At 54.9% G+C, this 25484-nt stretch carries 28 protein-coding genes and 7 pseudogenes; 30 read left to right on the forward strand and 5 right to left on the reverse strand.

Annotated features, from left to right (window positions below; translation table 11 throughout):
* The first annotated feature begins 17 nt into the window (after positions 1-17).
* The 9 genes and pseudogenes from AK2_RS10765 to clpP all read left to right on the forward strand — a co-directional run bounded on the left by AK2_RS10765 (position 18) and on the right by clpP (position 6694).
* Positions 18-584 (forward strand): annotated as a pseudogene (locus AK2_RS10765) (histidine phosphatase family protein).
* Positions 585-695: 111 nt separating this feature from the next.
* Positions 696-926 (forward strand): hypothetical protein, encoded by a 231-nt coding sequence (locus tag AK2_RS10770; protein ID WP_067934219.1) that lies wholly within the window; start codon positions 696-698, stop codon positions 924-926.
* Positions 927-1503: 577 nt separating this feature from the next.
* Positions 1504-2823: an APC family permease gene (locus AK2_RS10775; RefSeq protein WP_245632870.1), complete on the forward strand. Its 1320-nt coding sequence runs from the start codon at positions 1504-1506 to the stop codon at positions 2821-2823.
* 70 nt (positions 2824-2893) lie between these two features.
* Positions 2894-3295: pseudogene (locus AK2_RS17655) on the forward strand (HAD family hydrolase); the annotation flags it as partial.
* Between the two features lie 138 nt (positions 3296-3433).
* A complete protein-coding gene (locus AK2_RS17150; protein ID WP_067934377.1) occupies positions 3434-3826 on the forward strand; it encodes a VOC family protein in 393 nt (130 codons plus the stop codon).
* Positions 3827-3877: 51 nt separating this feature from the next.
* Positions 3878-4330, forward strand: a pseudogene (locus AK2_RS10785) (GNAT family N-acetyltransferase).
* Between the two features lie 139 nt (positions 4331-4469).
* Positions 4470-4703 (forward strand): helix-turn-helix transcriptional regulator, encoded by a 234-nt coding sequence (locus tag AK2_RS10790; RefSeq protein WP_067934223.1) that lies wholly within the window; start codon positions 4470-4472, stop codon positions 4701-4703.
* A 662-nt stretch (positions 4704-5365) separates the two neighbouring features.
* The gene (locus AK2_RS10800; protein WP_067934228.1) at positions 5366-6088 is read left to right on the forward strand and encodes an RNA polymerase sigma factor; all 723 of its coding nucleotides are present in this window, start codon (positions 5366-5368) and stop codon (positions 6086-6088) included.
* A gap of 27 nt (positions 6089-6115) precedes the next feature.
* Positions 6116-6694, forward strand: a complete 579-nt coding sequence (gene clpP / locus AK2_RS10805) for an ATP-dependent Clp endopeptidase proteolytic subunit ClpP (protein WP_067934231.1) — start codon at positions 6116-6118, stop codon at positions 6692-6694.
* A 105-nt stretch (positions 6695-6799) separates the two neighbouring features.
* On the opposite strand, the gene AK2_RS10810 is transcribed toward clpP, so the two are convergent.
* Positions 6800-8023, reverse strand: a complete 1224-nt coding sequence (locus AK2_RS10810) for an SGNH/GDSL hydrolase family protein (RefSeq protein WP_169794774.1) — start codon at positions 8021-8023, stop codon at positions 6800-6802.
* Between the two features lie 167 nt (positions 8024-8190).
* Here AK2_RS10810 and AK2_RS10815 point away from each other — a divergent pair, with 167 nt between their 5' ends.
* From AK2_RS10815 to AK2_RS17915, 10 genes and pseudogenes are all read left to right on the forward strand, one after another.
* Positions 8191-8868, forward strand: a complete 678-nt coding sequence (locus tag AK2_RS10815; RefSeq protein WP_067934236.1) for a class I SAM-dependent methyltransferase — start codon at positions 8191-8193, stop codon at positions 8866-8868.
* Positions 8869-8974: 106 nt separating this feature from the next.
* The gene (locus AK2_RS10820) at positions 8975-9535 is read left to right on the forward strand and encodes a GNAT family N-acetyltransferase (RefSeq protein ID WP_067934238.1); all 561 of its coding nucleotides are present in this window, start codon (positions 8975-8977) and stop codon (positions 9533-9535) included.
* A pseudogene (locus tag AK2_RS16515) lies at positions 9532-10190 on the forward strand (pyridoxamine 5'-phosphate oxidase family protein). The gene AK2_RS10820 and the pseudogene AK2_RS16515 overlap by 4 nt, the downstream one beginning before the upstream one ends.
* Positions 10191-10391: 201 nt before the next feature.
* A complete protein-coding gene (locus AK2_RS17305) occupies positions 10392-10787 on the forward strand; it encodes a hypothetical protein (protein WP_217994693.1) in 396 nt (131 codons plus the stop codon).
* 8 nt (positions 10788-10795) lie between these two features.
* Entirely contained in the window at positions 10796-11242 is a 447-nt protein-coding gene (locus tag AK2_RS10830; protein WP_067934243.1) for a GNAT family N-acetyltransferase, read from the forward strand.
* A gap of 24 nt (positions 11243-11266) precedes the next feature.
* The gene (locus AK2_RS10835; protein ID WP_067934245.1) at positions 11267-11707 is read left to right on the forward strand and encodes a 2-thiouracil desulfurase family protein; all 441 of its coding nucleotides are present in this window, start codon (positions 11267-11269) and stop codon (positions 11705-11707) included.
* Between the two features lie 17 nt (positions 11708-11724).
* Positions 11725-12264: a GNAT family N-acetyltransferase gene (locus tag AK2_RS10840; protein ID WP_067934248.1), complete on the forward strand. Its 540-nt coding sequence runs from the start codon at positions 11725-11727 to the stop codon at positions 12262-12264.
* A 30-nt stretch (positions 12265-12294) separates the two neighbouring features.
* Positions 12295-12669 carry a VOC family protein gene (locus AK2_RS10845; RefSeq protein ID WP_245632877.1) on the forward strand — a complete coding sequence of 125 codons (375 nt, stop codon included), beginning with the start codon at positions 12295-12297 and terminating at the stop codon, positions 12667-12669.
* A gap of 231 nt (positions 12670-12900) precedes the next feature.
* A pseudogene (locus AK2_RS17910) lies at positions 12901-13434 on the forward strand (GNAT family N-acetyltransferase); the annotation flags it as partial.
* A gap of 96 nt (positions 13435-13530) precedes the next feature.
* A pseudogene (locus AK2_RS17915) lies at positions 13531-13905 on the forward strand (VOC family protein); the annotation flags it as partial.
* Positions 13906-13917: 12 nt separating this feature from the next.
* Here the strand turns inward: AK2_RS17915 and AK2_RS10855 are convergent.
* Both AK2_RS10855 and AK2_RS10860 read right to left on the reverse strand, forming a co-directional pair.
* On the reverse strand, positions 13918-14445 hold the full coding sequence (locus tag AK2_RS10855) for a methylated-DNA--[protein]-cysteine S-methyltransferase (RefSeq protein WP_067934253.1): 528 nt from the start codon (positions 14443-14445) through the stop codon (positions 13918-13920).
* Complete coding sequence (locus AK2_RS10860; RefSeq protein ID WP_067934255.1) at positions 14442-15017, reverse strand: bifunctional transcriptional activator/DNA repair enzyme AdaA; 576 nt, start codon at positions 15015-15017, stop codon at positions 14442-14444. Before AK2_RS10860 ends, AK2_RS10855 begins: the two co-directional genes overlap by 4 nt.
* Positions 15018-15626: 609 nt before the next feature.
* On the opposite strand from AK2_RS10860, the gene AK2_RS17155 reads away from it, so the two are divergent.
* From AK2_RS17155 to AK2_RS10880, 4 genes are all read left to right on the forward strand, one after another.
* Positions 15627-16118, forward strand: a complete 492-nt coding sequence (locus AK2_RS17155) for a CPBP family intramembrane glutamic endopeptidase (protein WP_169794775.1) — start codon at positions 15627-15629, stop codon at positions 16116-16118.
* A gap of 89 nt (positions 16119-16207) precedes the next feature.
* Positions 16208-16726 carry a GNAT family N-acetyltransferase gene (locus AK2_RS10870; RefSeq protein ID WP_067934259.1) on the forward strand — a complete coding sequence of 173 codons (519 nt, stop codon included), beginning with the start codon at positions 16208-16210 and terminating at the stop codon, positions 16724-16726.
* A gap of 200 nt (positions 16727-16926) precedes the next feature.
* Positions 16927-17712, forward strand: a complete 786-nt coding sequence (locus AK2_RS10875; RefSeq protein ID WP_067934261.1) for a GNAT family N-acetyltransferase — start codon at positions 16927-16929, stop codon at positions 17710-17712.
* A gap of 11 nt (positions 17713-17723) precedes the next feature.
* Positions 17724-18713 (forward strand): DMT family transporter, encoded by a 990-nt coding sequence (locus AK2_RS10880; protein ID WP_369406141.1) that lies wholly within the window; start codon positions 17724-17726, stop codon positions 18711-18713.
* 70 nt (positions 18714-18783) lie between these two features.
* On the opposite strand, the gene AK2_RS10885 is transcribed toward AK2_RS10880, so the two are convergent.
* Positions 18784-19530, reverse strand: a complete 747-nt coding sequence (locus AK2_RS10885) for an AAA family ATPase (protein WP_067934264.1) — start codon at positions 19528-19530, stop codon at positions 18784-18786.
* A 148-nt stretch (positions 19531-19678) separates the two neighbouring features.
* Here AK2_RS10885 and AK2_RS10890 point away from each other — a divergent pair, with 148 nt between their 5' ends.
* The 6 genes from AK2_RS10890 (at position 19679) to AK2_RS16525 (ending at position 23917) form a co-directional block, all read left to right on the forward strand.
* Positions 19679-20215, forward strand: a complete 537-nt coding sequence (locus AK2_RS10890) for a DNA topology modulation protein (protein ID WP_067934381.1) — start codon at positions 19679-19681, stop codon at positions 20213-20215.
* A 34-nt stretch (positions 20216-20249) separates the two neighbouring features.
* A complete protein-coding gene (locus tag AK2_RS10895; protein ID WP_067934266.1) occupies positions 20250-20819 on the forward strand; it encodes a nucleotidyltransferase domain-containing protein in 570 nt (189 codons plus the stop codon).
* A 37-nt stretch (positions 20820-20856) separates the two neighbouring features.
* On the forward strand, positions 20857-21636 hold the full coding sequence (locus tag AK2_RS10900) for a class I SAM-dependent methyltransferase (RefSeq protein WP_067934268.1): 780 nt from the start codon (positions 20857-20859) through the stop codon (positions 21634-21636).
* A gap of 79 nt (positions 21637-21715) precedes the next feature.
* Positions 21716-22660: an ornithine cyclodeaminase family protein gene (locus tag AK2_RS10905; RefSeq protein WP_067934270.1), complete on the forward strand. Its 945-nt coding sequence runs from the start codon at positions 21716-21718 to the stop codon at positions 22658-22660.
* A 127-nt stretch (positions 22661-22787) separates the two neighbouring features.
* Entirely contained in the window at positions 22788-23300 is a 513-nt protein-coding gene (locus tag AK2_RS10910) for a GNAT family N-acetyltransferase (RefSeq protein ID WP_245632871.1), read from the forward strand.
* 35 nt (positions 23301-23335) lie between these two features.
* Positions 23336-23917 (forward strand): MOSC domain-containing protein, encoded by a 582-nt coding sequence (locus AK2_RS16525; protein ID WP_083521116.1) that lies wholly within the window; start codon positions 23336-23338, stop codon positions 23915-23917.
* A 138-nt stretch (positions 23918-24055) separates the two neighbouring features.
* Here AK2_RS16525 and AK2_RS16530 read toward each other — a convergent pair.
* A pseudogene (locus AK2_RS16530) lies at positions 24056-24769 on the reverse strand (LysR family transcriptional regulator); the annotation flags it as partial.
* 74 nt (positions 24770-24843) lie between these two features.
* Between AK2_RS16530 and AK2_RS10920 the strand changes: the two are divergent.
* On the forward strand, positions 24844-25467 hold the full coding sequence (locus AK2_RS10920) for a LysE/ArgO family amino acid transporter (protein WP_083521101.1): 624 nt from the start codon (positions 24844-24846) through the stop codon (positions 25465-25467).
* The last annotated feature ends 17 nt before the right edge of the window (positions 25468-25484 follow it).

Here is a 25484-nt window from a genome sequence, read left to right on the forward strand (position 1 = left end):
AGAAACGGGGGATACGGGTGACCAAGAAGCTCTACGTCATACGTCATTGTTCAGCCATAGGTCAAGCGCAGGATGCACCGTTGACGCGAGAAGGGGAGGAACAGGCTGAGTGTCTCGCAGAATTTCTGTTAGACAGCAAGATCGAGTGGATTGTTTCGAGTCCGTACCTGCGCGCTCGGCTTAGTATCGAGCCCCTGGCGAAACGGCTGAACGTGGGTATGCAGATTGATGCCCGTCTATCAGAGAGGGTACTTAGTACAGAATACTTGGACAATTGGTCATAATGTCTTCGACAGACGTTTCAGGATTTTGGCTTGGCGTTCGTGGGAGGGGAGACGAGCCGGGAGGCGATGGACCGAGTGGTTCAATGCGTAAGCGAGGTCTTATCCCAAAATTATGAGAGGGTGGCTATCGTTACGCATGGCAACTTGATGACCTTGTTGTTGAAGCATTTTGACGGACGATTTGGCTTCGAAGAATGGTCACGGCTGACCAATCCGGATGTATTCGTTGTCACAATATCCGGGGACAAATCAAGTGTGGAACGCATCTGGAGCCATTCGGGGGGCAACAAGCATCGATAAACGGGTTCGCAACTCAAAGCAGAGGGTGCTGAATATTGAGGTTTACGGTCAGTTTGAACAGAAGCATCTATTACATCCGGGATCCATTTTGCAGCACAAGAGGGCGTATTCGTGAAGGCTTATCAGCGAGATTTAGAAGAGGAAGGTGCAATCTCTGATTTGGGGCAGTTTGACAACATTATTGCCATTCATTTCGAGCCACCGTTGCATACGTTTCAGCAAATGTGTGGGATGTTGCGGCGAAATGGCATATCGCTCATGACTTTGTTTAATGTTCGGCAACACGCTGAAAGGAACTTCCCACAGGATGCTGCTATGCGGAACGTGAGTTTATCCCGTTGAATGAGTCACTTGAACTGATGGAGACGTATCCTATGGGGATAACGCCCTGCGGAGATACCGGGAGCGGGAAACATGGGGGAATGCCTATCGCAAGCCCAATGCTTACGGGAGACTGGTGGATACACATGTGGATCCACCGTTTTTCCGCAAGGATGCCAGGCGTTGAATATTAAACAGAAGATTTAATCAAATATTCAGGGCAGGGTGAGGCTTGAGATGGGCCAATGTTCGACCGGTGGTGATGCAGATTCGCTGCCGAGCCCACGAGCTTGAGGTTAGCAACTCAACGTTCGTTGCGTTGACAACCGAGGGCAGGTACAAGTGAGAATCCCGTGCCCCACAAGGACCGGGCTGTCCCGGACCTATCACATCGGAGTCTCCCAGAGGTACTCCCTGATGCGCGGCATCAGTCCGATTCCACACAAAGTGGCATGAACCGGGGACCGAAGATGCGGATTTGACAGCAAGATGCTGAAAGCGAGCTCGAACCAAGACATGGTATATCAAGGATGCAACCGCGTCGTGCCGGAACACAAAGTGCACAAATACCAAGCTGACGGGTTCGGGAGGTTCCAACGTGTCTGGTACAATGAAAAGCTCGATTTCGGTGTGGCAGGGGATTGCACTCTATGTCGGTGCTGTCATTGGCTCAGGCATCCTGATTCTGCCCGGCATGACCGCCGGGATTGCGGGAGCCGATGCCTTGTTTTCCTGGGGCGGAATGATTGTGCTCAGCATTCCCCTTGCCTACACCTTTGCGTTTCTGGCGAGGGAGTATCCCAGCGCCGGCGGGGTCTCTACGTTTGTCGAGAAGGCTTTTGGCCGTCACGCTGGGGCACTCATCGGTTGGTTTTACTTCATCGCGGCTTCCGCAGGACAGTTTGTCGTGCCATTGACCGGCGGCGTCTACGTGACGTATGCCTTCCATCTGCCAAATCTGGTGGCTTTCCTCATTGCGGCAGTGGTGCTTTTTGGGGCCGTCATCGGCAACTATCTTGGACTGCGGACGAGCGGGAGGGTGCAACTGGGTACGAGCGGGCTCATCGTCGTGGTGCTGCTGGCCACCATTTTGTTTGCCATTCCGTCCATGCACGCCAGTGCCTTCTCCACGCATGCTTCGGCGTCCGCGCTCCCATCCATAGGCAGGGCGGCAATGCTGATCTTCTGGTCGTTTTTTGGATGGGAGGCGATTGCGAGCCTGGCACCCGAGTTTCATCGTCCTGAACGGGATGTGACGCGGGCCACGTGGGGGGCAGTGGTGATTGTGGGTGTGCTGTATTTCGGGATCGCATTGGCGGTGATAGGCACGCACTCGTATGTCACCGGACAGCAATCGATGGCGCAGGCGATGAACAATGCTTCCCTGGCGCAGGTCATGGCAAACACCATTGGTGGAAGTGGAGTGGTGGCGACGGCCGTACTTGCACTCGTCATCTGTCTGGGCACCACGAACGCGTTTGTCGCCAGCATCAGCCGCTTGGCCTACTCGTTGTCGCATGAAAGATTGGCTCCGGCTTGGTTTGATCACGTCAACGAACAAAGGTCCACACCACAACGGGCGGTGCTGTTGGTGGGGGCGCTGGCTGGGATTGGGCTCGTCGTCACCTATGTATTCAACCTTAGCATGAGTCAGCTGGTGTACATCCCGAATTCACTTGGCATTGCCACCTACATTCTCGGCACCGCGGCCGGGGTGCGCTTGCTCCGAGCGTGGATTGGCAAGGTGTGCGCGGGCGTCGCATGCGTCCTCTGCTTGGTCGCATACCCGTTCGTTGGGGCATTCATCCAGATCCCGATGGTGGTGGCGGTATTGTGCATCGGGTACTTGCTGTGGAGAACCAGGCAGGAAAGGCGCAAACACAAGGCGGGCAGGACCGAAGCTGTACGAGTAGAATAATACCAGTAGAAGTCGTTGCATAGATTTGTTCGGATCTGAAAATTGAAAGAGGGGGCTGCCTTTGCTGCGATTGGTCATCTGGGATCTCGGCGACACACTCACCACGCCGCCTCCGGGTGGGCAGGACAAGAAGCCACTGGACGAGTATCCAGAAATCAGTCTGCGTCCGGGTGTTCTTGAGGTGCTGCAGACGCTTCAAGAGCAAGGGTATCGCCAGGCGGTGCTCAGCAATACGGCGGTAAGCGACAGCGACAGCGGCCGGCGCATGCTCAAAAGGCTGGGCATCGAGCTGTATTTTGACTCCATCTGTGCCACGGCCTCCGAGCTTGATTCGTCCATTTCCGGCAAGCCAGATCCGGTCGTGTTCCAAAGGGTGTTGGAGACGCTGAACATTCCCCCGGACGAGGCAGTGATGGTTGGGAATACCTGGGACACCGACATCCTGCGTGCCAATCGAAGCGGGATCCATGCGGTCTGGTTACAGAATCCTGAAGTCTCTGTGCGGAAAGACTTTTCTTCCCCGGTTGCGACCCCGCCTTTTATTCTGCCGGCGTGGGATGTACAACAAATTCCAGAAGCCATAGCCGTTCTAGCGCTGGATCGGGGAACCATCCTTCGTGTGCGAGACTTTAGCCACGTCACAATTAATGTGTCGGATTTGAACAAGTCTCTCGATTTTTACGCGGGTCAACTGGGGATGCGATTGGTGCACCGGGGGAGACGGGACGCTTATCTGGAGTGGGGGGCTGCGTGGGTCTGTCTGCAGGAGAGGCCGGAACTTGCGTCCCAGCGGCGCCAGTTTGGCGTTGATCATGTGGCCTTTTACATTCAGCCAGCGGCTTTTCATGAAGCGGTCGAAGGGTTGCGGAGAGCCAACGTGCCAATTGTCCGGGGACCGGTGGAGCGTGGTGGGGGATGGACCGTGAATTTTCTCGATCCCGATGGCACACAGCTGGAGTTTCACACGGGGACGCTGGCTGGGCGGATGAAGGTGTGGGCGTGAAAGTGTTAAATGGGTTAGACAGCGAGGCTATTTGCAAAGGGGAAGAGAATGGTGACTCTAGAAATTCGTCCGGCTCGCATCGAAGATGTTGAAGATTTGAGTCGCTTGATGGGACAGTTGACCGGTCATGAAGTGTCTGCGCAGACGATGGAGGAACGCATAGAGTTCGTATCGAACAGCGCTTTCGATTCTTTATACGTTTGTCACGAGGACCGGAAGGTATTGGGTCTGCTCGGGTTCCGTATTCGTGAGAATTTAGAGGAATCAAGTCGCTATGGCGAGGTATCTGTGATTGTAGTGGACTAAGGGGCAAGGCGCAAAGGGGTAGGTCGGTTTTTGATGGACTTTGCGGAGAAGCTCGCTCGGGATCAGGGTTGTATCGGGACTTGGTTGGTCAGCGGCTTCGGCCGGGAAGAAGAGGCCCATCACTTTTACAGGGCTCTCGGATATGAGATCACAGGATACCGTTTTGTGAAGAAATTCGGATTCGCGCCCGCAGAATAAATATGTGTCTCCCTTTATTCTCGTGGGACTGGGGCATCTATGCTTGGTGCAAGGCATATCGGACGTGTTGTCGCCTTTCGTGTAATATATTCTTGACATTATGTAAAAATTATATTACTATTGGTGCGGAGTGATGAGAATGATTCGTAAAGGACGTCTGACGAATCGGCTGATGGTGCTCCGCGCGGAGAAACGCTGGTCTCAAAAGGAGGTTGCGGAACGTCTCGGAATCAGTCGACAGACAGTCATCTCAATTGAAGCCAACCGATACAGCCCGTCTCTTATACTGGCTTTTGAAATAGCCAGATTATTTGATAAAGACATAAATGAAGTATTCCAATATATACCAGATGGGAGTGGCGAAGATGATTAAGTGGCTAACTCTCGTGACCGTGGCCCTGTACCTTGCGTCCCACTACTATTCAAGACGCTTCGTATTGCAAGAGGGTCGTGACGAAAGAGGAAGGCTGATTCTCGACAAATCCCGCGCAAAAGCCTTCCCTTTCATTTTGGGGGGATGGGCTGCCCTATATTTTTGCAATGCGGATTACCACCTGACGTATCCACAGTTCCAAAATTGTGTTGTTCTTTTAGTGGCTGGTGTAAACTTGATTCAATTCGCCTACTTACTTGTCTATCGGCGCCGATATTGACTTGAGTTCACGGAGCAGTCATGTGTCTTCGGATTCGCGCAGTCACTACCACGAAGTGAATACGCACTAATAGCCGATTCCGTTGACTGACCAATCGTGCAGCCGCTGCGAGCTACGTTTGTGGGCTTCCTCAATGCCTGTCATCGGGCCGGCAGGGTTGTGGTGATTGGTGACCGGATCGCCGTGTGTCGTGGTTTCCTCCTCTCTCACCTCCATAATGAAGGCCGTTTCACACTTGGATGGTAATGAAGAGGGGCTGGCTCCACGCATCTCTGCAGACGCCCCAGTCTTGAAATCGTCTGCAAACCTGTTTTCCGTGCACGCGTATCCTTTTGGCCCTCTCCATCGTTTATTACATGTCAGCGGAAAGGAGGGAGATGAAGTGAAGAACCATGTCGCGATGTCCTCGTCTGGACAACCGGAGTCGAGTGTCTGTGGAGGGTTGTCGGCCGTGCGTGACCACTTGCTCCGCTATTGCGAGTTCCTGAGCGGTTCCCGTCAGGAGGCCGAAGACGTGGTGCAGGCCACGTTGCTCAAAGCGCTCCCAGTTCTCCAGGGACAGCCGCACCCAAACATGTTGGCGCTGTTGCGGCGGATCGCGAAAAACACCTGGATTGACCACGTCCGCCAACAGAGAAAATGTCACCCGCTCGATCCCGGGCAACTGTCAGACCTGGGCGGATCCACGCCGCCGGAAGAGCATGTGGGAGTGGAAGCGGCCTTGCAAGTCCTGATACAGAGGCTGACTCCCAAGCAACGAGCCGTATTTCTCCTGTGCACTGTTTTTCAATATGCGGACAGGGAAGCTGCGGAACTGCTCGGTATGAGCCGAGGCGCTGTGAAGGCGTTGCTGCACCGGGCGAAAAGGCGATTGGCTTCAGTGACGGAGATGCAGCCTGCAACAGACCACGCTGTGCAGAAAGAGGTCCTACAAGCGTACGTGGCGGCGTTTCATGCGGCGGACACTGCAGCGCTCATCCAGCTGTGCCTGGGTGACGCGTTCGATCCGGTGCAGGCGACGAGCAAGGTGTTGATATCCGCCCGGAGTCCGGCCATTCCGAGCGCTGCAAACGGCCTGACCCCGATGTCCGTGCTTGCGGCGTAATGCACCAGCTAAAGGAGGCCTGCTCTAATGGGATTGATTCCCTACGTGGTGGAACAAACCAGCCGAGGTGAACGGAGTTACGACATCTACTCACGTCTGTTGAAGGATCGGATTGTATTCGTGGGTTCCGCCATTGATGATCAGCTGGCCAACTCGGTCGTGGCGCAATTGCTGTTCCTCGCAGCGGATGATCCGAGCAAAGACATTCATATGTACATCCACAGCCCGGGTGGTTCAGTCACGGCCGGGTTCGCCATCTACGATACCATGCAGCACATCAAACCGGACGTTTCGACTATCTGTGTGGGGATGGCGGCCAGCTTTGGTGCGGTTTTGCTTACGGCAGGCGCCAAGGGCAAACGATTTGCGCTTGCGAACAGCGAGGTCATGATTCATCAGCCGCTTGGTGGAGCGAGCGGCCAGGCATCGGACATTAAGATTCATGCGGATTGGATGCTGAAAACGCGCGAGAAAGTCAATCAAATTTTGGCCAAGCACACTGGGCAGACGGTGCAACGGATAGCGGCGGATACGGACCGGGATAGGTTCATGAGTGCGGAGGAAGCGAAAGCCTATGGCCTGATTGACGATGTGATTCTTCAATAAGATGTGCGACAGGATGGGCGACCGCGTGCCTCGCGCGCGCTAAGCTGAATCTACGGCCCGATTCAGCCTGAGACGGCGTCGGGCCGAGCGTATGCAGCCAGAACGTCACCTATGATGGAAGAGCGACAGGTTCACGGCGTTGGCCATAGCTTCGTATCCAGCGTCGTTTGGGTGAAGATGGTCTCCGGAGTCGTAAGCAGGCAAGAGACGCTGCGGGTCTTGCGGATCCTGTACAGCTTTATCCCAATCGATTACACCGTCAAACGCACCGCTCGTACGAATCCAATCATTCACGGCTTCCCGCGTTCTTTCATTGGCTGGACTGTAAAACCCAGATCCCTCAAAAGGTTGTAGGGTTGCCCCAAAAACCTTGATGCCTCGTTGATGGCATTGTTGGATAATCTGTTTATAAGCATCGATGATTTGAGCCACACTCTTATGCGCTTGGATGTCATTATTCGCCTCGAACAGGATGACGTCTGTCACCTTCGTCTGGTCCAAGACATCTCGTTGCAGGCGGTTCAGCGCACTCTGGCCGCTTCCGGCCGTGTCACTGAGCAATTGGTTTCCAGGGATCCCCTCGTTCAAAACAGATTTCCTCAGCCCTACAGGTTCTCGATTGATTCTATCTGCCAGATAATCGGAGACACGGTGGTTTGCGTTTACAGTGGAACCCGTGCCGTTGGCGGCGGAGGCACCCAATAAGACGATGGCCCCACGCTCCGACGGATTTTGGACATCGACGCCGTCTAACCAAAACCAGGAGTTGACTTGGCCGGAGAAGGCCTGGCCGCTGCTTTCCGACGCATAGTTGCCTGTGCTGGAAATATAGCTGGTTTGGAGGGAATCGGGATGCCAGGTTGTCGGACCGGTCTGCCCGGATACATAGATGCTGATGGTCAAATCATGGTAATGTGTAACCGGGAGTGATACGGGATCACTCAGTAACTCTTGGCCCACAGGAATCGTTGCGGAGCGGGTACCCCCAAACGTCACTCTGTGGTTGGTCCCAGGGATCACTTGAGCCCCCGTTCCCGTGTATCCAACGTAAACATCGCTTAGGGTGAGCGGATTGCTCCCAAACGTGTTGGAGAAACGAAGCCGTATGGCTTTGCCGTTCGCATGAGGGTGCACAATGATTCGAATGGTCTGGTTATCGAACCCTGTGTAAGAAATACCGCTGCTCGACGGGGCTTGTGGGCTGGCAGACCATGTTCCCACCCAATGTTTGTTGTTTGCATACCGAACTGTGTCCGCTTGAACAGGGAGCGCCGCGCTGAACAAAAGCGATGTCGTTGTCATGGCACTGACAACTAGTCCTGGCTTCATGGATCTGACCTTGAAATATCTACGCATTAGGAATGACACCTCGTTTCGCGATGGTGTACAAAAAAGAAACACTACAACAAGTGTTGCGGTGTCTCTGGCAGTCCAGTCGACAAATTTGATGTGAATACTCGTATTTATATTTATGCACATCGTGAGGAGAAGGAGCAATGAAATTTATGGATAATCAAAAAATGAGGGTAAAATCATACTGGGACAACAGATATAGCCGCGGGCGGATTTGGGGCGACTCGCCCTGCCCGTCCGCCATCATGGCGAGTGAGCATTTCCGGCGAGTGGGCGTGAAAAGCGTACTGGTGCCCGGATGCGGATACGGGCGGAACAGTGTGTTCCTGGCAGGCCAGGGTCTGCAGGTAACTGCGTTTGACGTTTCCGACGTCGCCATACAGCTGGCCATGGAACAAGCCAGGGAGCGGTCAGCCGATATCGAATATACGGTGGGTGATATTTTCGATGAAACTTTTCTCGTCGGAAGGCAGTTTGAAGGTGTGTATCTGTCGAATGTGCTACACCTCTTTCTGGCCCGGCAACGAGAGCAACTTCTGCGCCGCATGACCGCCGTGCTGAAACCTGGCGGCATCCTCACCTTCTCCTGTATATCGGTACATGACACAAACAATTATGGCGTGGGTAAAGAAATAGAACCAGACACGTTCGAGAAACACCCAGGGAAGCCTCTACACTTCTTCAACGAGAATGAGATTCAATCGATGTTGGAGGCCGATTACAAAATTCTGGAGTGCGAGCTTCACGTTCAAACCGAATCCGACCCAGGCGGCGATGTCGAAGATTTGAGGTTGTGGTTTGTGGCAGCGCAAAAACGCTAGGGTGTGTACCATCTGTCGTAGGAGTCATGATGGGGGCTGGTGTAGTCTCGCTGAAAATGTGCCGAGCGAATGGGCCAAAGGAGATAAAGCTCGGGCGGGGGTAAGCATGAATCTGCGATCATCACACATCTATTTGCGGAGGTTGGAGCGGAACGATGCTCATGCTCTACTCGAACTTCGATTGCGGAACCGTGGGTTCTTGAAACCGTGGGAACCGAGTCCATCGCACAACCATTTCACGCTGCTCGGGCAGCAAGAGGCGATAGAGAAGTCCATCGCTAACTGGGAGTCGGGAACAGGATACGGGTTTGGCATCTTTCTTGTTGACCGCAATGAGCTCATTGGTCGGGTCAACTTGAGCAACGTGGTGCGTGGCGCTTGGGAAAGTTGTACAATTGGCTACTTTCTGGATGAACAACACAATGGTCGGGGGTATATGACGGAAGCGGTTCGAATGGCGGTTACATTTGCGTTTAGGGAAGCGAATCTGCACCGAGTTCAGGCGGCTGTGATGCCGAGGAACGCTGCTTCCATCCGAGTCCTGGCGAAGGTCGGTTTTCGATTTGAAGGATTTGCGGAGTATTACTTGAAGATTAACGGGGTGTGGGAGCATCACAACATTTACAGCATCACACGCGAAACTTGGCCGGATGGCCTAGTATCATGAGAACAAGGGTGACCATTTTGACTCAACTATTCCCAGTCCACCAGCGCATCACGACGGAAGACGAACTTCGTCAATTGATGGGGCATCCAAGTGAGTTGGTTCGTCACAAGGTGATTGACCGCCTGGATGAACACTGCCGTCATTTTATCGGTCTCTCACCTTGCTTGTTCGTATCGACAGCAGACAGGTATGGTGAATGCGACGTGTCTCCTCGAGGAGACGCACCCGGATTTGTGTACGTGATTGATGAGAAGCATCTTGTCATTCCCGACCGACCCGGGAATCGTCGAATGGATCGCTTCGCAACATCCTTTCGAATCCACATGTTGGCCTCGTTTTTCTGATTCCAGGTTTGGAAGAGACGCTACGTGTCAACGGTACGGCTTGTATCCTTCGAGATGGTTCCCTATTGTCTCAAATGGAGGTCAATGGTAGACGGCCACTGGTCGCAATTGGCGTCGAGGTCAAGGAGTGTTACGTCCACTGCGCCAAGTCATTTAAACGATCCCGTTTGTGGCAGCCAGACTCATGGCCCGGTTCAGACAAATTGCCGAATCCGGCCAAAATATTAGCGGATCATGCTAGGTTGCCAGGAATGAACGTTGACAAGGTGGCTGATTCGCTGTCGGAGAGTTATACGAAACGTTTGTACTGAAATTGTCCACTTTTCGAGTGGAGGGGATATTTTGCCGCGGTGGTACTGGATTGATCGAGATTTCGTGGCAAGTGCCCAGAGGACAACGGATGATACCTGGCTCCAATCCTACGAACGCTATCTACCACGAAACTGGAGCCTATTATATAAAATTCACTTTACACCCAAGGGATTTGCGTCTGAGGCAGAGGTCATGGAGAGATGTCAGATCCTCGGAAAAGTTTACTTTCCCAGAACATTTTTGATTCTGGCATTCATGAACGTGGTGTCACAGAGGGACTGGAGATCCGTTTTTCTGAGGAGATTCAACCAGGCCGACCCATTCACGAGTATTGTTTTGTTCCTTGCCACACGGTCTCCTGGGTTCAATCGCATATGGACGAGATAAGCACATGGGTACAGACGATTGATCCAGGTGACAGCGACGCCATGTCTGCTCTTTTCTCACGTCACCTTGATAAGATCCCGATGTCCGGGATGCCGCCAAGAACCGGGTATGTCTATGGGCATCTACTCGTAAGAGCGTTTCAAAATCATGTCGGGAAAGATGCCGCCGAGTTGGCCAATGCTGATTGCGAGTTCGTGTTGGGGGGGTGAAGAAGTAAATGGTCGAATATGTAAGCTTCGAAAAGTACCCGGGCAAACCGTATGACAGTGGCATGTGTCGTCTGCACGACAGCATTTTCACAGAGCAAGATTCAGACACCATTTCCATGGAGCTGCAAAGGAAATCACGGTTTCTCATTCTTTTCGCCGTAAACCACGGTGAAGTTGTAGGTTACAAAGTCGGATATGAAGATCGGACGGAACGGTTTTACAGTTGGCTCGGTGGTGTCTATCCAGAATACCGTGGGCGGGGCATTGCATCGGAATTGATGCGCAGACAGCATGAGTGGTGCCGCAAGCGAGGATACAGGGTCATTCGAACGCAAACCAAAAACAAGTGGCGAGATATGCTGATTCTCAATCTGCGCCATGGGTTCGACATCGTTGGGACATACACGGACGAGAAGGGGGAACCGAAGATCATCTTGGAAAAGAAGTTGAACTGAATAGTGAACGGGAGAGGAGAAATTATGAAAGTGGTCAGCGCATGTCTGGCAGGATGCAGATGCCGGTATGATCACAGGGCAGCCACAAGGCAGGATATTGAGGCATGGGTCCAATCAGGTGACGCCATTCCCGTTTGCCCAGAGCAAATGGGCGGTTTGCCAACTCCGAGAAATCCGGCGGAAATTGTGGGCGGAGATGGATTCGACGTTCTCGACGGACGAGCCAAGGTGATGGACTCTCAGGGAAACGATGTAACAGATGAATTCATTCGAGGGGCGGTGGAAGCGCTGCGGATTGCGCAAATGGTGCAGGCCAAAGAAGCAGTCCTGAAAGCGAAGAGTCCGTCTTGCGGGAGCTCACAAATCTACGACGGATCGTTTTCCGGAAAGACAAAGGACGGTGTGGGCGTGACTGCAGCGCTGTTCATTCGCAACGGGATATCGGTGTCACAAGAAGAGGAATAATTTGCGAGGGATGTTCAATGGCTGTTTTCCTGCAATCTGAAATTACAACCATACGCAATACAAAACCGCAAGACCTCGATTTCGTCTTGCGACTGGAGAGTGACGAAGACAACGCTCGTTTCATTATACCCTGGTCCAGGGCCGAACACGAAAGGGCCATGACAGATGCGGACAAGGCACATCTTGTGATTGAGAGGACTGATGACCACAGGCGGATTGGGTACATGATCTTGGCAGGGGTACAGAACCTGAACCGCAGCGTGGAGTTGATTCGAATCGTCATTGCAGAGAAGGGTTTTGGTTACGGATCCGAGGCGATTCGACTCGTGCAGAGGTGGGTTTTTCTGGAACTAAGGGCCCACCGATTATGGTTGGATGTCAAGGAACATAACATTCGGGCGCAGCATGTGTACCATGCCTTAGGATTCACAGCAGAGGGTGTCCTCAGAGAGTGTCTTCGGGGAGCGGATGGTTACGAATCTCTTGTCGTGATGTCGATTTTAGAACAGGAATACCGAGGCAGGCAACTCGAACTGGCCGACACGTCACCGGAATGACGCATGCGGACAGGGAGATGAAACGCTGTGATGACATCCCGAATCGAGCTCTTTGTGCAAAACGTTGCAGCATCAGCCGACTTTTATGTGCGCGTTCTGGGGTTTTCCTCCAGTGAAAAGCAAACCGCAGAATATACCGTGGTCAGGAGTGGCGGTGTTCAAATTGGACTGGGGGCCCTGGCCAACCTGCCCCAAGATCATCCACTTCAATTACGCCATCCCAATGAACGAAAGGGAATCGGTGTCGAGATCGTTATCGAGGTGGATGACGTAGACGCATTCTACGAGAAGGTGCGAAGCTCTGGTTATCCCATCCAGGAGGCTCTTACAGTTCGCCCCTGGGGATTGAAGGACTTTCGGTTACAGGACCCTGACGGCTATTACTTGCGAATCACTTCCAGGTAACGAGAAACGAAATGCATGGTGTGGACCGTTCTACGCAAGCGGCTGCGACAGTCCGCTTTCCATATCCGCTGTCACGGCCATGTTGGGTGGCAATGTCACCCTTATCATGGGCTGGGTGGCCTCTCGCGGGTTCTTGAAGCATGAAAAAGAAAGAAGGTCCTGTCAGCCAGCAAGCTTTCAACGCGGGAGGGGGGATTCGTTGTGACAGGCCACGCAAGGCGGACGACATGTTTGACCGACGGAGATATCACGATCCGCTCGCTGGAAGATCATGATTACGAGACTTTATGGCGGTTCATATACGGACAACCGGACCCGGAATGGAAAAAGTGGGATGCGCCGTATTTTCCCCTTGAACATCAAGATTTGGAGCCGTTTTGTGACGAGCTTAGACAGCAGGTGCTCAGGGATGATGTGGTGCCGTCACGGTGTGCGCTCACCGTATCCGGCAAGTTGGTCGGCACGGTTTCTTATTATTGGGAGCACAAACCATCAAACTGGTTGGAAGTGGGGATTGTCATTTACGATCCGGCCTATTGGCACGGCGGCATAGGCACTCGGGCGCTTCGGCTGTGGATAGATCACTTGTTTGAGTCGATGCCGTCGCTGCCGAGGATTGGGCTGACTACGTGGTCGGGCAACCAACGAATGATACGCTGTGCGGAAAAGCTCGGTATGAAACTGGAAGGGCGTCTGCGAAAGTGCAGGTATTACAACGGTCATTATTATGATTCTATTCGGATGGGAATACTCCGTGAAGAATGGCGGCCCTCTACCCCACTTTCGCATCCATCTCCAATTTCATTTCCAACAGGGCGCACCATGCCGCCCAGAGACTGTTGTGGCCTGTTACATCACATCGAGATCAACGTGTCTGATCTCGAACGCTCGGCTGAATTTTGGGGATGGTTTCTCAGCCTTCTTGGATACCAACCCTACCAGATTTGGGAATGCGGGAGGAGCTGGCGGCTGGGTGACACGTATCTCGTGTTTGTGCAGGTCGCGGACCGATATAAGGAACCAGCTTTCCACCGGCGGCGTGTAGGGCTGAACCACCTGGCGTTTCACGCCCAATCCCGTGCCCAGGTTGATCAAGTCACGCATTGTCTCCGGGAACGCGGGGTACGCATCCTGTATGAGAACCGCCATCCCCACGCGGGAGGAACGAATCACTATGTGGTATTTTTTGAGGACCCCGACCGGATTAAGGTCGAGGTCGTGGCACGCGGGGACTAGCTCGTGCGCTCTTCAACTGTGGACAGGCGTCCCGCTTTCCAACCGCAGCAACTTTGCCTTCATGTCCGTGCCGCCCCGGTAGCCAGTGAGTGATCCGTTCTTGCCGATGACCCGGTGGCAGGGAATGACGAGGGGGATGGGATTGGCCCTGTTTGCCGCTGCCACGGCTCGGACGGCGGTGGGCCGCCCAATCTTCGCGGCCAGCTCGGAATAGCTCCACGTGGTCCCAAACGGGATGGCCAACAGTGCGCGCCAGACTTGCACCTGAAACGGCGTGCCTGTGAGAACCAGCGGGAGGGAGAAGTTCTGCCTGCGCCCCGTCAAATACTGCTCAATCTGCGTCCGATAGGTTGCCAATTTCCTCTCGTCATGCACCAAGGCCGCATCCGGAACATGCGTTGTCAACCAACGTTTCAAAGTGGCCAACGTTTCGTTGGGCAGTGTGACGCGGCAAAGTCCTTCCGCGGTGGCTGCCAGGTGAAAGGTCCAGTCACGGTGCTGCAGCGTGTCCCAATACACCACGTTCGATAGAAGGTTCATCGCGCGACCTCCTGTTCCGCCTGACTTCTCACATGGAGAGCTCGGTAGCGGCTAGGACTGCACCCGACGACTCGGCGAAAGGTGGTCGAGAAGTGTGAAGCGCTCTGAAATCCCACCGCTAGAGCGATATCCGTGATGGGGCGACCACATTCCGTCACAAGTGCCCTTTTTGCGGCCTCCACCCGGGTCTGGAGGAGGTATGCTGCCGGGGTCGTTCCAGCCACCCGACGAAACACCCGGTGCAAATGGTATGGGCTGACAGCGAGTTCGCGCGCGATGTCGCCCAGCCTCAGCGGGGCAGGGTAGCGTCGGTCCATGACCCTTTTCGCGCACTCGACCAGCGCCTCGTCGGGGCCAAGCGGGTCCTCATCTGGGCGGCAACGCTTGCAGGGGCGGAACCCAGCCGCGATGGCATCGTCGACGCTTGTAAAAATGCGGACATTTTCCGGAAGCGGCGTGCGCGATCGGCAGGATGGCCGGCAAAAGACCCGGGTTGTGACCACACCGTAGAAAAATTGCCCGTCGAACGTGGGTTCACACCGCACAATCGCCCGCCAGAGCGACTCGTCCATGCTTCTCACCTCTCCATCACTATATCGTCAAACGCGTGCGGCCGAAACGATGGGGGAATATGACCGCAAGATTTCGCAAGCCGTCCACAGGATGTGAGGAGTGGCCGGGGCCTTTTCGCGATCCCGTTTGGCGCATGCCGCCGCGCGGTCCCCAGCAGGTAACCAGCCATGCCGGTCGACATGGTGTGGGGATGGAACTGGTCCAAGACGCGACATTGGGGGTGCAACGGCGCGGGAGGGAAACAGGAGGCCATGATAGAACTTCTAAATTTTAAGGTGTATGGAGGAAATCGGAGCGTGATGGCCCAGCATGTTCAAACAGACAGGTGCTTGGTCTGGAAGTCCCATACGACAAAACCGTGCCCTTCTGATTGCCATGGCCTCTATGTCCTGTCTGTGGTTGGCTGGGACATCGCTGTCTTTACGTATGTTGGTCCTGCCATAAAGGATATAGTGGGGCACCATGTACTGACGCCTTGGAATGGGCTATTAAGTTCGTTGATTGGAACGTGGGTCGGAGAGTTTTTCTTTCCGGCTCTTCTATACTTTTTGATTGTCCGTCCCTATCGTCTTCGCCCGGTCATACCTTTATGTGGTAGGCCGAGTCGCATGCGGGTGGTGTTGATTGCCCTACTTGTCGTCGTGCTTTGTCTTGTCTTTCGACCGCAACCGCAACCGCAACCTGCGGACATTATGATTCTGGTGGCTTTAACCTATATTGGGGTTGGCTTTGCTGAAGAATACTCGTTCCGCGGAGTTCTCATGAGAGTTTTTCGAGACCGACTCGGTATGGTTTGGGCGGCCGTCGTTGTCAGCCTGCTCTTCAGTACGGCCCATTGGGGCGAGTGGTTTTATCACGAACATGTACCGTTTGGCCAGCTTGGAATGTCCTTTCTTGCCTTCTTCGTTTCGGGTATGCTGTTTACCGTGATGGCGTGGAGGAGCGGATCAATCTCTTGGGCGGCTCTCGTCCATGCGTTGAATGACGTTCAAGCTCAGACATCTGCATTTACGTGGCAACAGGCATGGACCCTCATGGTCTGTGGAGTCATTGGCGCGGAACTCCTGCGATTCGCGAGTAAAGTCATGTCGGCGAGGTGACCGGGGAGTCGTTGATGCCCAGGTTCGCAAGAGAGACGGCGCAACGCGTTCAGTGAGTTTTGAATACACGTGCAGGAAGAGGGATTCGTGTGCAATTGCGCAACATCCGTGAACAGGACTACGGGCCCATCATCAGCGTGATCGATCATTGGTGGGGAGGCCGGCGTATGGCCGATATGCTTCCCAGACTCTTTTTCCAACACTTTCAGGATACGAGTTTTGCCGTGGAGGAAAACGGTCAGATTATCGCGTTCTTGGTTGGCTTTGTGTCCCAATCCCAACCTGAGCAGGCGTACATACATTTTGTCGGTGTCCATCCCGAGTTTCGCCAGCGCGGGTTGGCTTGTCAACTCTACGACAGGTTTTCTGCAGTCGTGCGAGAGCGTGGTTGCCGAGAGGTGCGATGCATCACATCTCCAGGGAACCAATCTTCCATCGCGTTTCACACGGCCATGGGATTTGAGATAGAACCAGGCGACGCCGAAGTAGACGGGGTCCAGGTCACATCGGATTACGACGGCCGAGGTGGAGACCGTGTCCGGTTTGTCCGGAAACTCGGATGCGCAGCCGGGGAATCTGCCCATGTAGGAGACATATGCGTGCAATAGTGGTATGAATGTTTCTCGGTCCGGGTTTGCAAAGTGGAGCGGGCATACACCTTTCAGCGGTGAGGGACCGGTTATGGTCACCGGATCGTAAAACCTGTGCCTGATGGATGGCGTCATGAGTGACCCTGTGTGCAAGCTGCAAACAACCGTGAAACGGTGCAAATTTTCACATTTTGAAAACCAAGTTGGGAGTGTCGGTCGTGGATACCGCCATCATCATGGAAATGGAGCATGCGTACAAGCGTTCGTTTGCGAACACCAAGGAGGAGGACTGGGGTTATTTATACTGGAATGAGAACAATCCCTCACATTGGGATGCAAACCACGCTTGGGTGCTGAGGGTCCCTGAAAACCATGGCGCCACACGCGAGCAGGTTGAGCAGTTTTATGAAGGGAGAGGAATCGCTCCCCGTTTCTACATATGGAATCTACGGGCGAATCAAGACTTCATGAAACACCTGCAGATGAACGGCTATCGTACGGAGACATCTGTAAATGCGGTCCAGATATGGGGCGGGACCTTCGTGGAGACGGTCAGCCATGCGGAGGTCACTGTCGAACCGGTAACAGATGAAAATTATGTGGACGCCCTGCATGTGGAATGCAGCATGACGGAATTTGGGGGACGGGAAGTACGGGAGAAGGCGTTTGAACGTGAATTCCACAGTCCTCTGTATACCCACTTCCTGATGCGTGTTCATGGCCATCCCGCAGGAATCGCCTGTCTGTTTATGTGTGGCCGTCACGCCCGCGTGGAGTCGGTGGGCATCGTCGAGGCGTTTCGCGGGCGCGGATTAGTCAAACCATTGCTGCGTCGGGTGCAGGAAGAGGCCAGAACCCAAGGCTGCGCTCAGTTATGGGTGTTTCCTATCGATGAAGTCGCCGAGCGGATCTATCAAAAGTGTGGCTTTGCGACGTGCGGACGTTTCGAAAGCGCGCATGCGTATCGGGACACGAGCGGATGGGGCGGAGGTTGCAAACAATAGGGGGTACAGCTTTGGAATACGTCGAATCCAAGCTCAACTTTGCGGACCATTTGGTTCCTGTTTCCGGCGGGACATCGCCCTCCGTGGCGGTTACGGGCACGAAATTCGACCGCTTTAAGGGCCTGTCCATGGTGCTTCTGGGGGCTGTGCTTTGGGGCGTGTCCGGGACTGTGGCGCAGGTGTTGTTTCAGCGTGATGGATTGAATCCAGGCTGGTTGGTCGCGGTGCGTATGAGTGTTTCGGGCCTTCTGCTTTTGGCGGGGAGTTGCGTCAAGTCCGGTCCCAGGCAGGTACTGGCGGTGTGGAAGGATAGACGAGACGCCGGGAGACTTATCCTCTTTGGGATTGTGGGATTGCTGGGGGTCCAGTATTCCTATTTCGCATCCATCCGTTACGGGAATGCGGCCACAGGAACCATCCTTCAATACATGGGTCCCGTGTTCATCACCGTGTACGGCGCATGGCGAAGCCGGCGCATGCCGAGCGCCGGACAGGTGTTGTCCGCCTTTCTCGCTCTCGTGGGTGCCCTGTTGCTTGTCACCGATGGGGATTTTCACAGCTTTTCGGTGGCTCCCCTGGCTGTGTTGTGGGGGATTGTTTCCGCCATCACGGTGGCCTTCTATTCATTGTACCCGCAGCATTTATTGCGCCGATACGGTGCGGCGGCGACCGTGGGATGGGCTATGCTCATCGGCGGTGTCGGCATGTCCTTCGTAACCCCTCCCTGGCACTTTACCGGTCACTACACACTCGGCACCTGGGGGCTTATTGGGTTTGTTGTTGTGTTTGGAACGTTGATTGCGTTTTACGTCTACATCGCGAGCCTGAAATATATTTCCGCTTTCGAAGCAAGCGTCCTGTCTTGTGGCGAACCCTTGTCTGCCGCCATCATCGCGGTTGCGTGTCTACATGTACAAATGGGAGCGCTGGCGATGCTGGGAGGGGTGTGCGTCCTTGTCACTGTCATCCTTCTGGCACGCCAGCCTGCCGAGTCGAGGTAGCTGCTAGGGGGAAGGTGCTGTGGCTGTCTGACGGCTGGCTGGCGTCCACCCAGTCTTTTGGCGAGAGTGCTCACGCTTGGGGATCGTCCTCCTGAAAAAGTTCCTGAAGCAAGGCCTCTCGATGAAGCAAAAATTGTTTAGAAATGATATAGTGGTCGGTATCCTCGTACTTGACAGGAGATAGGGGGGAGGTATCAAAATTGAGGATGCGGGCCCCTGGATAACCCAGGAGAATGGGGGAGTGTGTCGCAATTATGAATTGGCTTTGCCCGCTTTGCTCGTGCTGCCAAAGGATGCGGAGCAGGGCCAGTTGTCGGGATGGAGACAGGGCAGCCTCCGGTTCATCCAGGAGATACAGCGCCTTTCCCCGGCCCCGAAACCGGTAGGTGAAGAGGGCCAGGAACGATTCACCATGAGACTGTTCGTGCAATGATTTGCCTCCATAGGCTGCGTAGCCGGTGGGGCACTCTCGTTCCACCTCTTCAATGTGACTGGCAAAGTTGAAGAAACTCTCTGCTCGCAGAAAAAAGCCGCGCGTGACTTTGGGAAGCCATGAGAGTTGGAGGTGTTCATACAGCTGAGATTCGGTCTTCGCCGTGGAAAACACGTTCTGCTTTCCGCCACCTTCCGGATTGAACCCCGCCTGGATGGCGATGGCCTCCAGAAGTGTGGACTTGCCCGATCCGTTTTCTCCGATGAAGAAGGTCACGGGTGTATCGAACTCGATTCTGGAAAGCCCGCGGAATGCCGGGATCTTGTAAGGGTATGCGGGACTTTCTTGAGGCCAGTCACGAAAGCGGACCTCGCGCAGGAACACAGCTTCACCTTCATTTCTTGTGGCAAGAACTTTTTAGATATTATAGCCGAATGTGTGCGACTGACGCAGACAGCAGCGATCTGATGCGCGTTGCAAGAGAGGACCCGCTCGCATGCGGATCGCGGGTCTGAACGGCGGAGTGGTACGGATGCGGAAAATCGTCATTATTGGTTCTCCTGGGGCGGGGAAGTCGACGCTTGCCCGGCGGCTGGGTCAGGCGACCAGGATCCCTGTGATCCATCTCGATTCGTTATTTTGGCGCCCCGGCTGGACGGCTACGCCTCGCCCTGAGTGGATTCGGCTGCACACGAAGGCAATCAGCGGTGAGGAATGGATTATCGACGGGCATTATGGTTCCACCTTGGACCTGCGCATCCAGGCGGCCGATACCATCGTCTTTCTCGATGTCCCACGCTGGCTGTGCCTGTGGCGGGTGTGCAAGCGGGCCGTGCAATATGTTGGTCGCACCCGGCCAGACATGGCAGAAGGGTGTCGTGAGAAACTGGATGTGGAATTCTTGAGGTACGTTTGGGGTTTTCGCAGACGCGAACAGGCGGGCATTCTACGACGGTTGCAGGACGCGCTACGTGAGGGCAAGTGTGTCATCCATTTGCGCACCCGTGCGCAAGTAGAAAGGTTTCTGAGCGAGGTTCAGGTAAGTCGGGTTGCACAAAGTAGAAAGTAAGCGACGGGGGCGACGAATCATATTTCGGGAGTGCGTGGATGAGCTGAATCGTGTCATCCGAGTGCTGCATGATTTTCCCTATCCTTGGTTGGTGGGCGGTGGATGGGCGATTGATCTCGCCCTGGGCAGAATTACCCGTGCCCATGAAGACGTGGACATATGCGTTTTTCGTGAGTATGCGCAAGAGCTCCTGGACTACTTCTCGGAATGGGAGATAATGGTGGCTGTTCCCGGCGAGCGTCGTTTGGAGGCATGCAGAACGGTTGAAGATACATCTCCGCCTCGATTTTCCCTGCACATGCGGAAGAACGACCAATTCATCGAAGTGTTTTTAACTGATAGAATTGGTGACGAAGTGATCTTCCGACGAAATTCGTCAATCCGCATGCCAATTCGCGACTTTTGTCGAGCGGACACCTGTGGTCGTCCGTTTGTGGCTCCCGAGTGGCAATTGTTATTCAAGGCCAAAGAAGGAAGGGACCAGGACAACCAGGATTTCCATGTCTGTCTGCCTCACCTGACCGAGGCCCAACTTCAATGGCTGTCGCGGGCATTGCAAAGACATCTTCCCAACTGCCCATGGCTGGCCGAGCTGGAAGGATGATTTGCCCAGGATAGAAACGATAGTGGGAGGGATGGGCATGGAAGAAGATGTGAAGACCTCTGTTCAAAGGCAATTCAGCCAAAATGCCAAAGATTATCGTGTGGAGCCGTTGTTCGCGCAAGGTGACGATCTGCAGTACTTGCTGAAAGCCGTACCCCTGACGGGAGACGAACGCGTCTTGGACGTCGCGACAGGGGCCGGCCATGTGGCGCTGGCGTTCGCTCCGCATGTTGAGCAATGTGTCGGAATTGACCTGACGGACTCTATGGTCGAAGTTGCGACGGATTTCGCGAGGGAACGGGGGATAGGGAACGTTCACTTTGCGACCGGGGACGCGGAACACCTGCCCTTTTCCGCAGCGTCCTTCGACCTGGTCACCTGCCGGTTCGCCGCACACCATTTCGCGGATGTCGGCAGAGCTGTGCAGGAAGTGGCGCGCGTACTGAAACCTGGGGGCGCCTTCCTGCTCATTGACCACTACGCGCCCGAAGACGAAGCGTTGGACACGTTCGTCAATCACCTGGACAAACTGCGCGATCCGTCCCATGTCCGGGAACACCGGCTGTCCGAATACCAGGCCTGGTTTGCGGATGCGGGATTGTTGTATCGCGAACAGCGCAGATGGAATCTGCCATTGCAATTTGAAAATTGGGTGCAAAGGGCACGAACCCCGGCAGATATGAAAAGGAAGTTGGCGGATTACCTTCGCGAAGCTTCTCCCTCTTGCAAGGAAACATTTTGCATTCAACTGGATGAGCACCAGCACCCCGTTTCCTTTTGTTTGAAGTGCGCCTTGGTCGTGGGCAGAAAGCCTTGATGTTTGGCGGTTTTCTTCTGGGACAGACAAGGGGGACGGGCTCCAACTTCGTTGCGACCGGAAAGGAGACAAGAAAACGGTGGCCTATCGGACATTGACGGACCGGGATGTGGACGATTGCCTCTCGATGCGCGAGGCTGTCCAGATCATCGAGAGGGCCTTCGTGGAGCGAGCCGAGGGAACATTCGTATCGCCGCCAAGATTTCGTGTGGACGGGGGCGGAGGGGCGCTTGTGTTCACGGCGGGAGGAGCCATCGGATCGGAAAAACTTGTCGGGTTCCGTGTCTATGACACCTTTCCTGGCGAGCACCCGGACCGGACACAATTGGTGGCCGTTTTCAGCGCAGAAACCGGCGTCCTGCAGGGAATCGTGATCGGGGAACGGGTGGGCATCATGCGTACGGGCGCAATCGGCGGCGTCGCCGTGAAGCACATGGCGAGGCCCGACGCGGCGACGTTGGCGATTCTGGGGACCGGCAAGCAAGCCCGGGCCCAACTCGAGGCTGCTGTGGCGGTGCATGACTTCCAGACCGTCAAGGTTTATAGCCCCAACGCGGAACACCGCCGGCGCTTTATCGAGGCTATGGAGCCGAAGGTTGCCGCCGATCTTTGTGCGGTCGAGTCAGCGAGAGCGTGCGTCGATGGGGCCGATGTCGTGATATGCGCGACCAACAGTTCCAGCCCTGTGTTGGAAGCCGACTGGGTAAAGGAGGGCGCGCACATCAATACGGTGGGTCCCAAGTACGTGGGTGCCCACGAGATCCCGATAGAGCTGATTCAGAGGAGCGGCGCCCTGGTGACCGATTCGCTGGAACAACTGCAGGCGTATCCGAAGCCACATGTGGCGACGCAAGCGTCTCGGACGCCCGACATGATTGATCTAGCGGACATCGTCGCGGGCAAGGCGGCCGGGCGCAAGGGCGTTCGTGACATCACCCTGTTCTTCTCCGTAGGGCTGGCGGGCACCGAGGTTGTTGTCGCAGGGGAGGTGCTGCGGAGAGCGGGCGTATCGGCCCAAGGCTGAATTTGCGGTCGTCTGCGGTCGTCCCCTTTACGGGGTGGCATGGCTGAGAAAAGACAATCGAGTCGGCTGATGTGACGCGGATACATTGGTCAGGCAACCTTTCAAAATGAAGGAGACGATGGCCAGAGTGCAAGACAGCACGTTTGACGTTCGACCGATAGCTGTTAGCGATGCTGCTGCGTATTTAGACCTTTGTCGACAACTGGACAGGGAAACATCTTTCATGCTATACGAACCCGATGAGCGAACGACAACAGTGGATGAGCAACGTGAACAAATCCAGTCGATATTGAGGACTGAAAACCAAATGTACTTTGTGGCTGAATCGGGACATCGGTTGGTGGGACACGTCCAGGCTTACGGGGGGAGCCACCGGAGAAACCGAAATACAGTCCATTTGGTTGTTGGTGTTTTACAGGCCTATTCCCGCAAGGGGATTGGCGCGGCCTTGCTGCGAATCATGGAGGAGTGGGCCCGACGTGTTGGCATTCATCGTCTTGAGCTCACAGTTATGACGCATAACTTGGCGGCTGTAAATTTGTACCGAAAAGCGGGGTTCGAAATCGAAGGAACCATGCGACATACGCTGTTCGTGGATGGGCGGTACGTGGACGAATACATTATGGGCAAGGTGATCTAGGGCTGCCATTGCTTATCGGCACAAAGGTGATATGGATGTGGAAGTCCTATACGTGTCGTGTTGAATCGGTTTACATAGCGGATCAGAAGGGGACATTCGTTACCAGGCCTGTGGATAGGATTCAACTGGAGTACGGTGGGATTCCAGGGGACCTGCACTTTGGTTTGACCAAACGGTCCGGTGTTCGGGAGTCGATGTATCCTCGCGGCACAGAGATTTTCAACCGCCGGCAGGTTACGGTGGTATCCGTGGAGGAATGCGGGCGAATCGCCGAGCGATTGGGGGTTCCGAGCGTGCGTCCGGAATGGCTCGGGGCCAACATCGCACTCGGCGGTTTTCCAAATTTGACGACTCTGCCCGTAGGGAGTCGCATTTTGTTCCCAGGTGGAGCCGGGCTCGTGTGCGAAGGGGAAAACCTGCCATGCACACAACCTGGAGGCGTCGTACAGTCCCAATATCCAGATGAGCCACGACTGTCGTCCCGGTTCGTGCGCCATGCGCTGGGGCTCCGGGGCATCATCTGTGTCGTCGAGCGTCCCGGCGTTGTCCAGACGGGCGACACAGTGAGGGTTGTGGTCTACAATCCACCGCACAGAAACACAAGGCCAGGAAAATAGGCCATGCATGGAAATAAGAAACACGGACGGTAATGCGCCTACCGCCATTCGTCTGCAGACGATGGTACGCCGAGAGGGCCTGGCCGAGCGGCTCCAATCCCCATGTGGGTCAGAGAGGCCGCACGGACAGGCCTCTCGAACAACATCGATGAATGCCTTCATCGCCGGGGAAAGCCACTTGTCTTTGTGCCAGGCGATCTGCGTGACGATGTTGAAGTCGCACCCGGTCCAAGCCAATGCCTTCATCCTGCCAGTTGCTATTTCGTCTCGGACGGCAACCTCCGGGAGGACGCCCAGCCCTAGCCCTTCCATCGCACACCGCTTAATGGCTTTGATACTCCCAAGTTCCAATCGATTTGCCGGGACAGTTTCGGCACTGGCAATCGCGCTTTCGAATGCGCTTCGGTAATGGCAGCCGGGCTCGGTCAACAGCAGAGTTTCATCGGTCAGGTCGGCAGGACACACAGCCTTTCGTTGCGTCAGCGGGTGTCTGGGATGGCATACGAGCACCACGGGCTCCGGACAGAGTGGCTCTATGTGCAGCGCATCCGAATCTGCCGCTGGCTCCAACAAAAAGGCCACGTCCGACAATTGCAGGATCTGTTCCGCATACCGCTGCAGACGGTGGCCGGCCTCGGTCAACATCACGCGTTTCCCCAACCGTTCAAACAAGCGCACGTCCAGTTCGGACTCCAATGATTGGATATGGGTTGTAACGGTCGATTGCGCGTAGTTCAATGTCTCCGCGGCGCGGCTAAAATTGAGCGTTTTTGCGGCGGCGAGAAAAACCTGAAGCTGCTTCAGTTCCACTTGGTCCACTCCCTTATCGGCTTTTCCGATAGGTGTTATCACATCTTTCGCATAACGCGATTATACACCCTGGTGTACAATCACATAGGTTCATCGTGCAACGAGGAGAGGTGCAATTGACGGCCGCGTTTGTCCATGGATTTCTGCTTTCATTGGGGCTCATCTTGCCGATTGGGATGCAGAACAGCTTCATCCTGACGCAGGGGGCGCTCCATCGCGGGAAGGACTGGCTGCCCGGCGTGGTGACGGCTTCCCTGTGCGACACCTTGCTGATTGCGTTGGCGGTTCTCGGCGTCTCGGGGGTTGCACTGCATATGGGCTGGGTGAGGTACACTCTGGGGGCCCTAGGAGGGGTGTTCCTGCTGTACATGGGATGGTCCACGTGGCGGGACGGGAAAGAGGAAGACGTATCCTCGGCCTCCAGCACAGCGTGGACTCCCAGGCGGCAGATTGGCTTCGCAGCTTCTGTTTCCCTGCTCAATCCGCACGCCCTCATCGACACATTGGCCGTTATCGGAGGGAGCGCGTCGGCGTACTCGACTTGGGATGACAAACTGGTCTTTGGCGCGGCCTGCGCCGCTGTTTCGTGGCTCTGGTTCTTTGGCTTGGCCAGTGCGGGCCACGTTCTTGGCAGGCGCGCGCTAAGGGATGCCTCTTTGCGGGTGCTCAATCGGATTGCGGCGGGGATGATGTGGGCCTCCGCGCTGTATCTGGGGTACATCCTGTATACGTTCCGTTGACTCTGGCCTCTTGGTGT

The sequence above is a fragment of the Alicyclobacillus kakegawensis NBRC 103104 genome (assembly GCF_001552655.1).
GTDB classification, from domain to species: Bacteria; Bacillota; Bacilli; order Alicyclobacillales; family Alicyclobacillaceae; genus Alicyclobacillus_G; species Alicyclobacillus_G kakegawensis.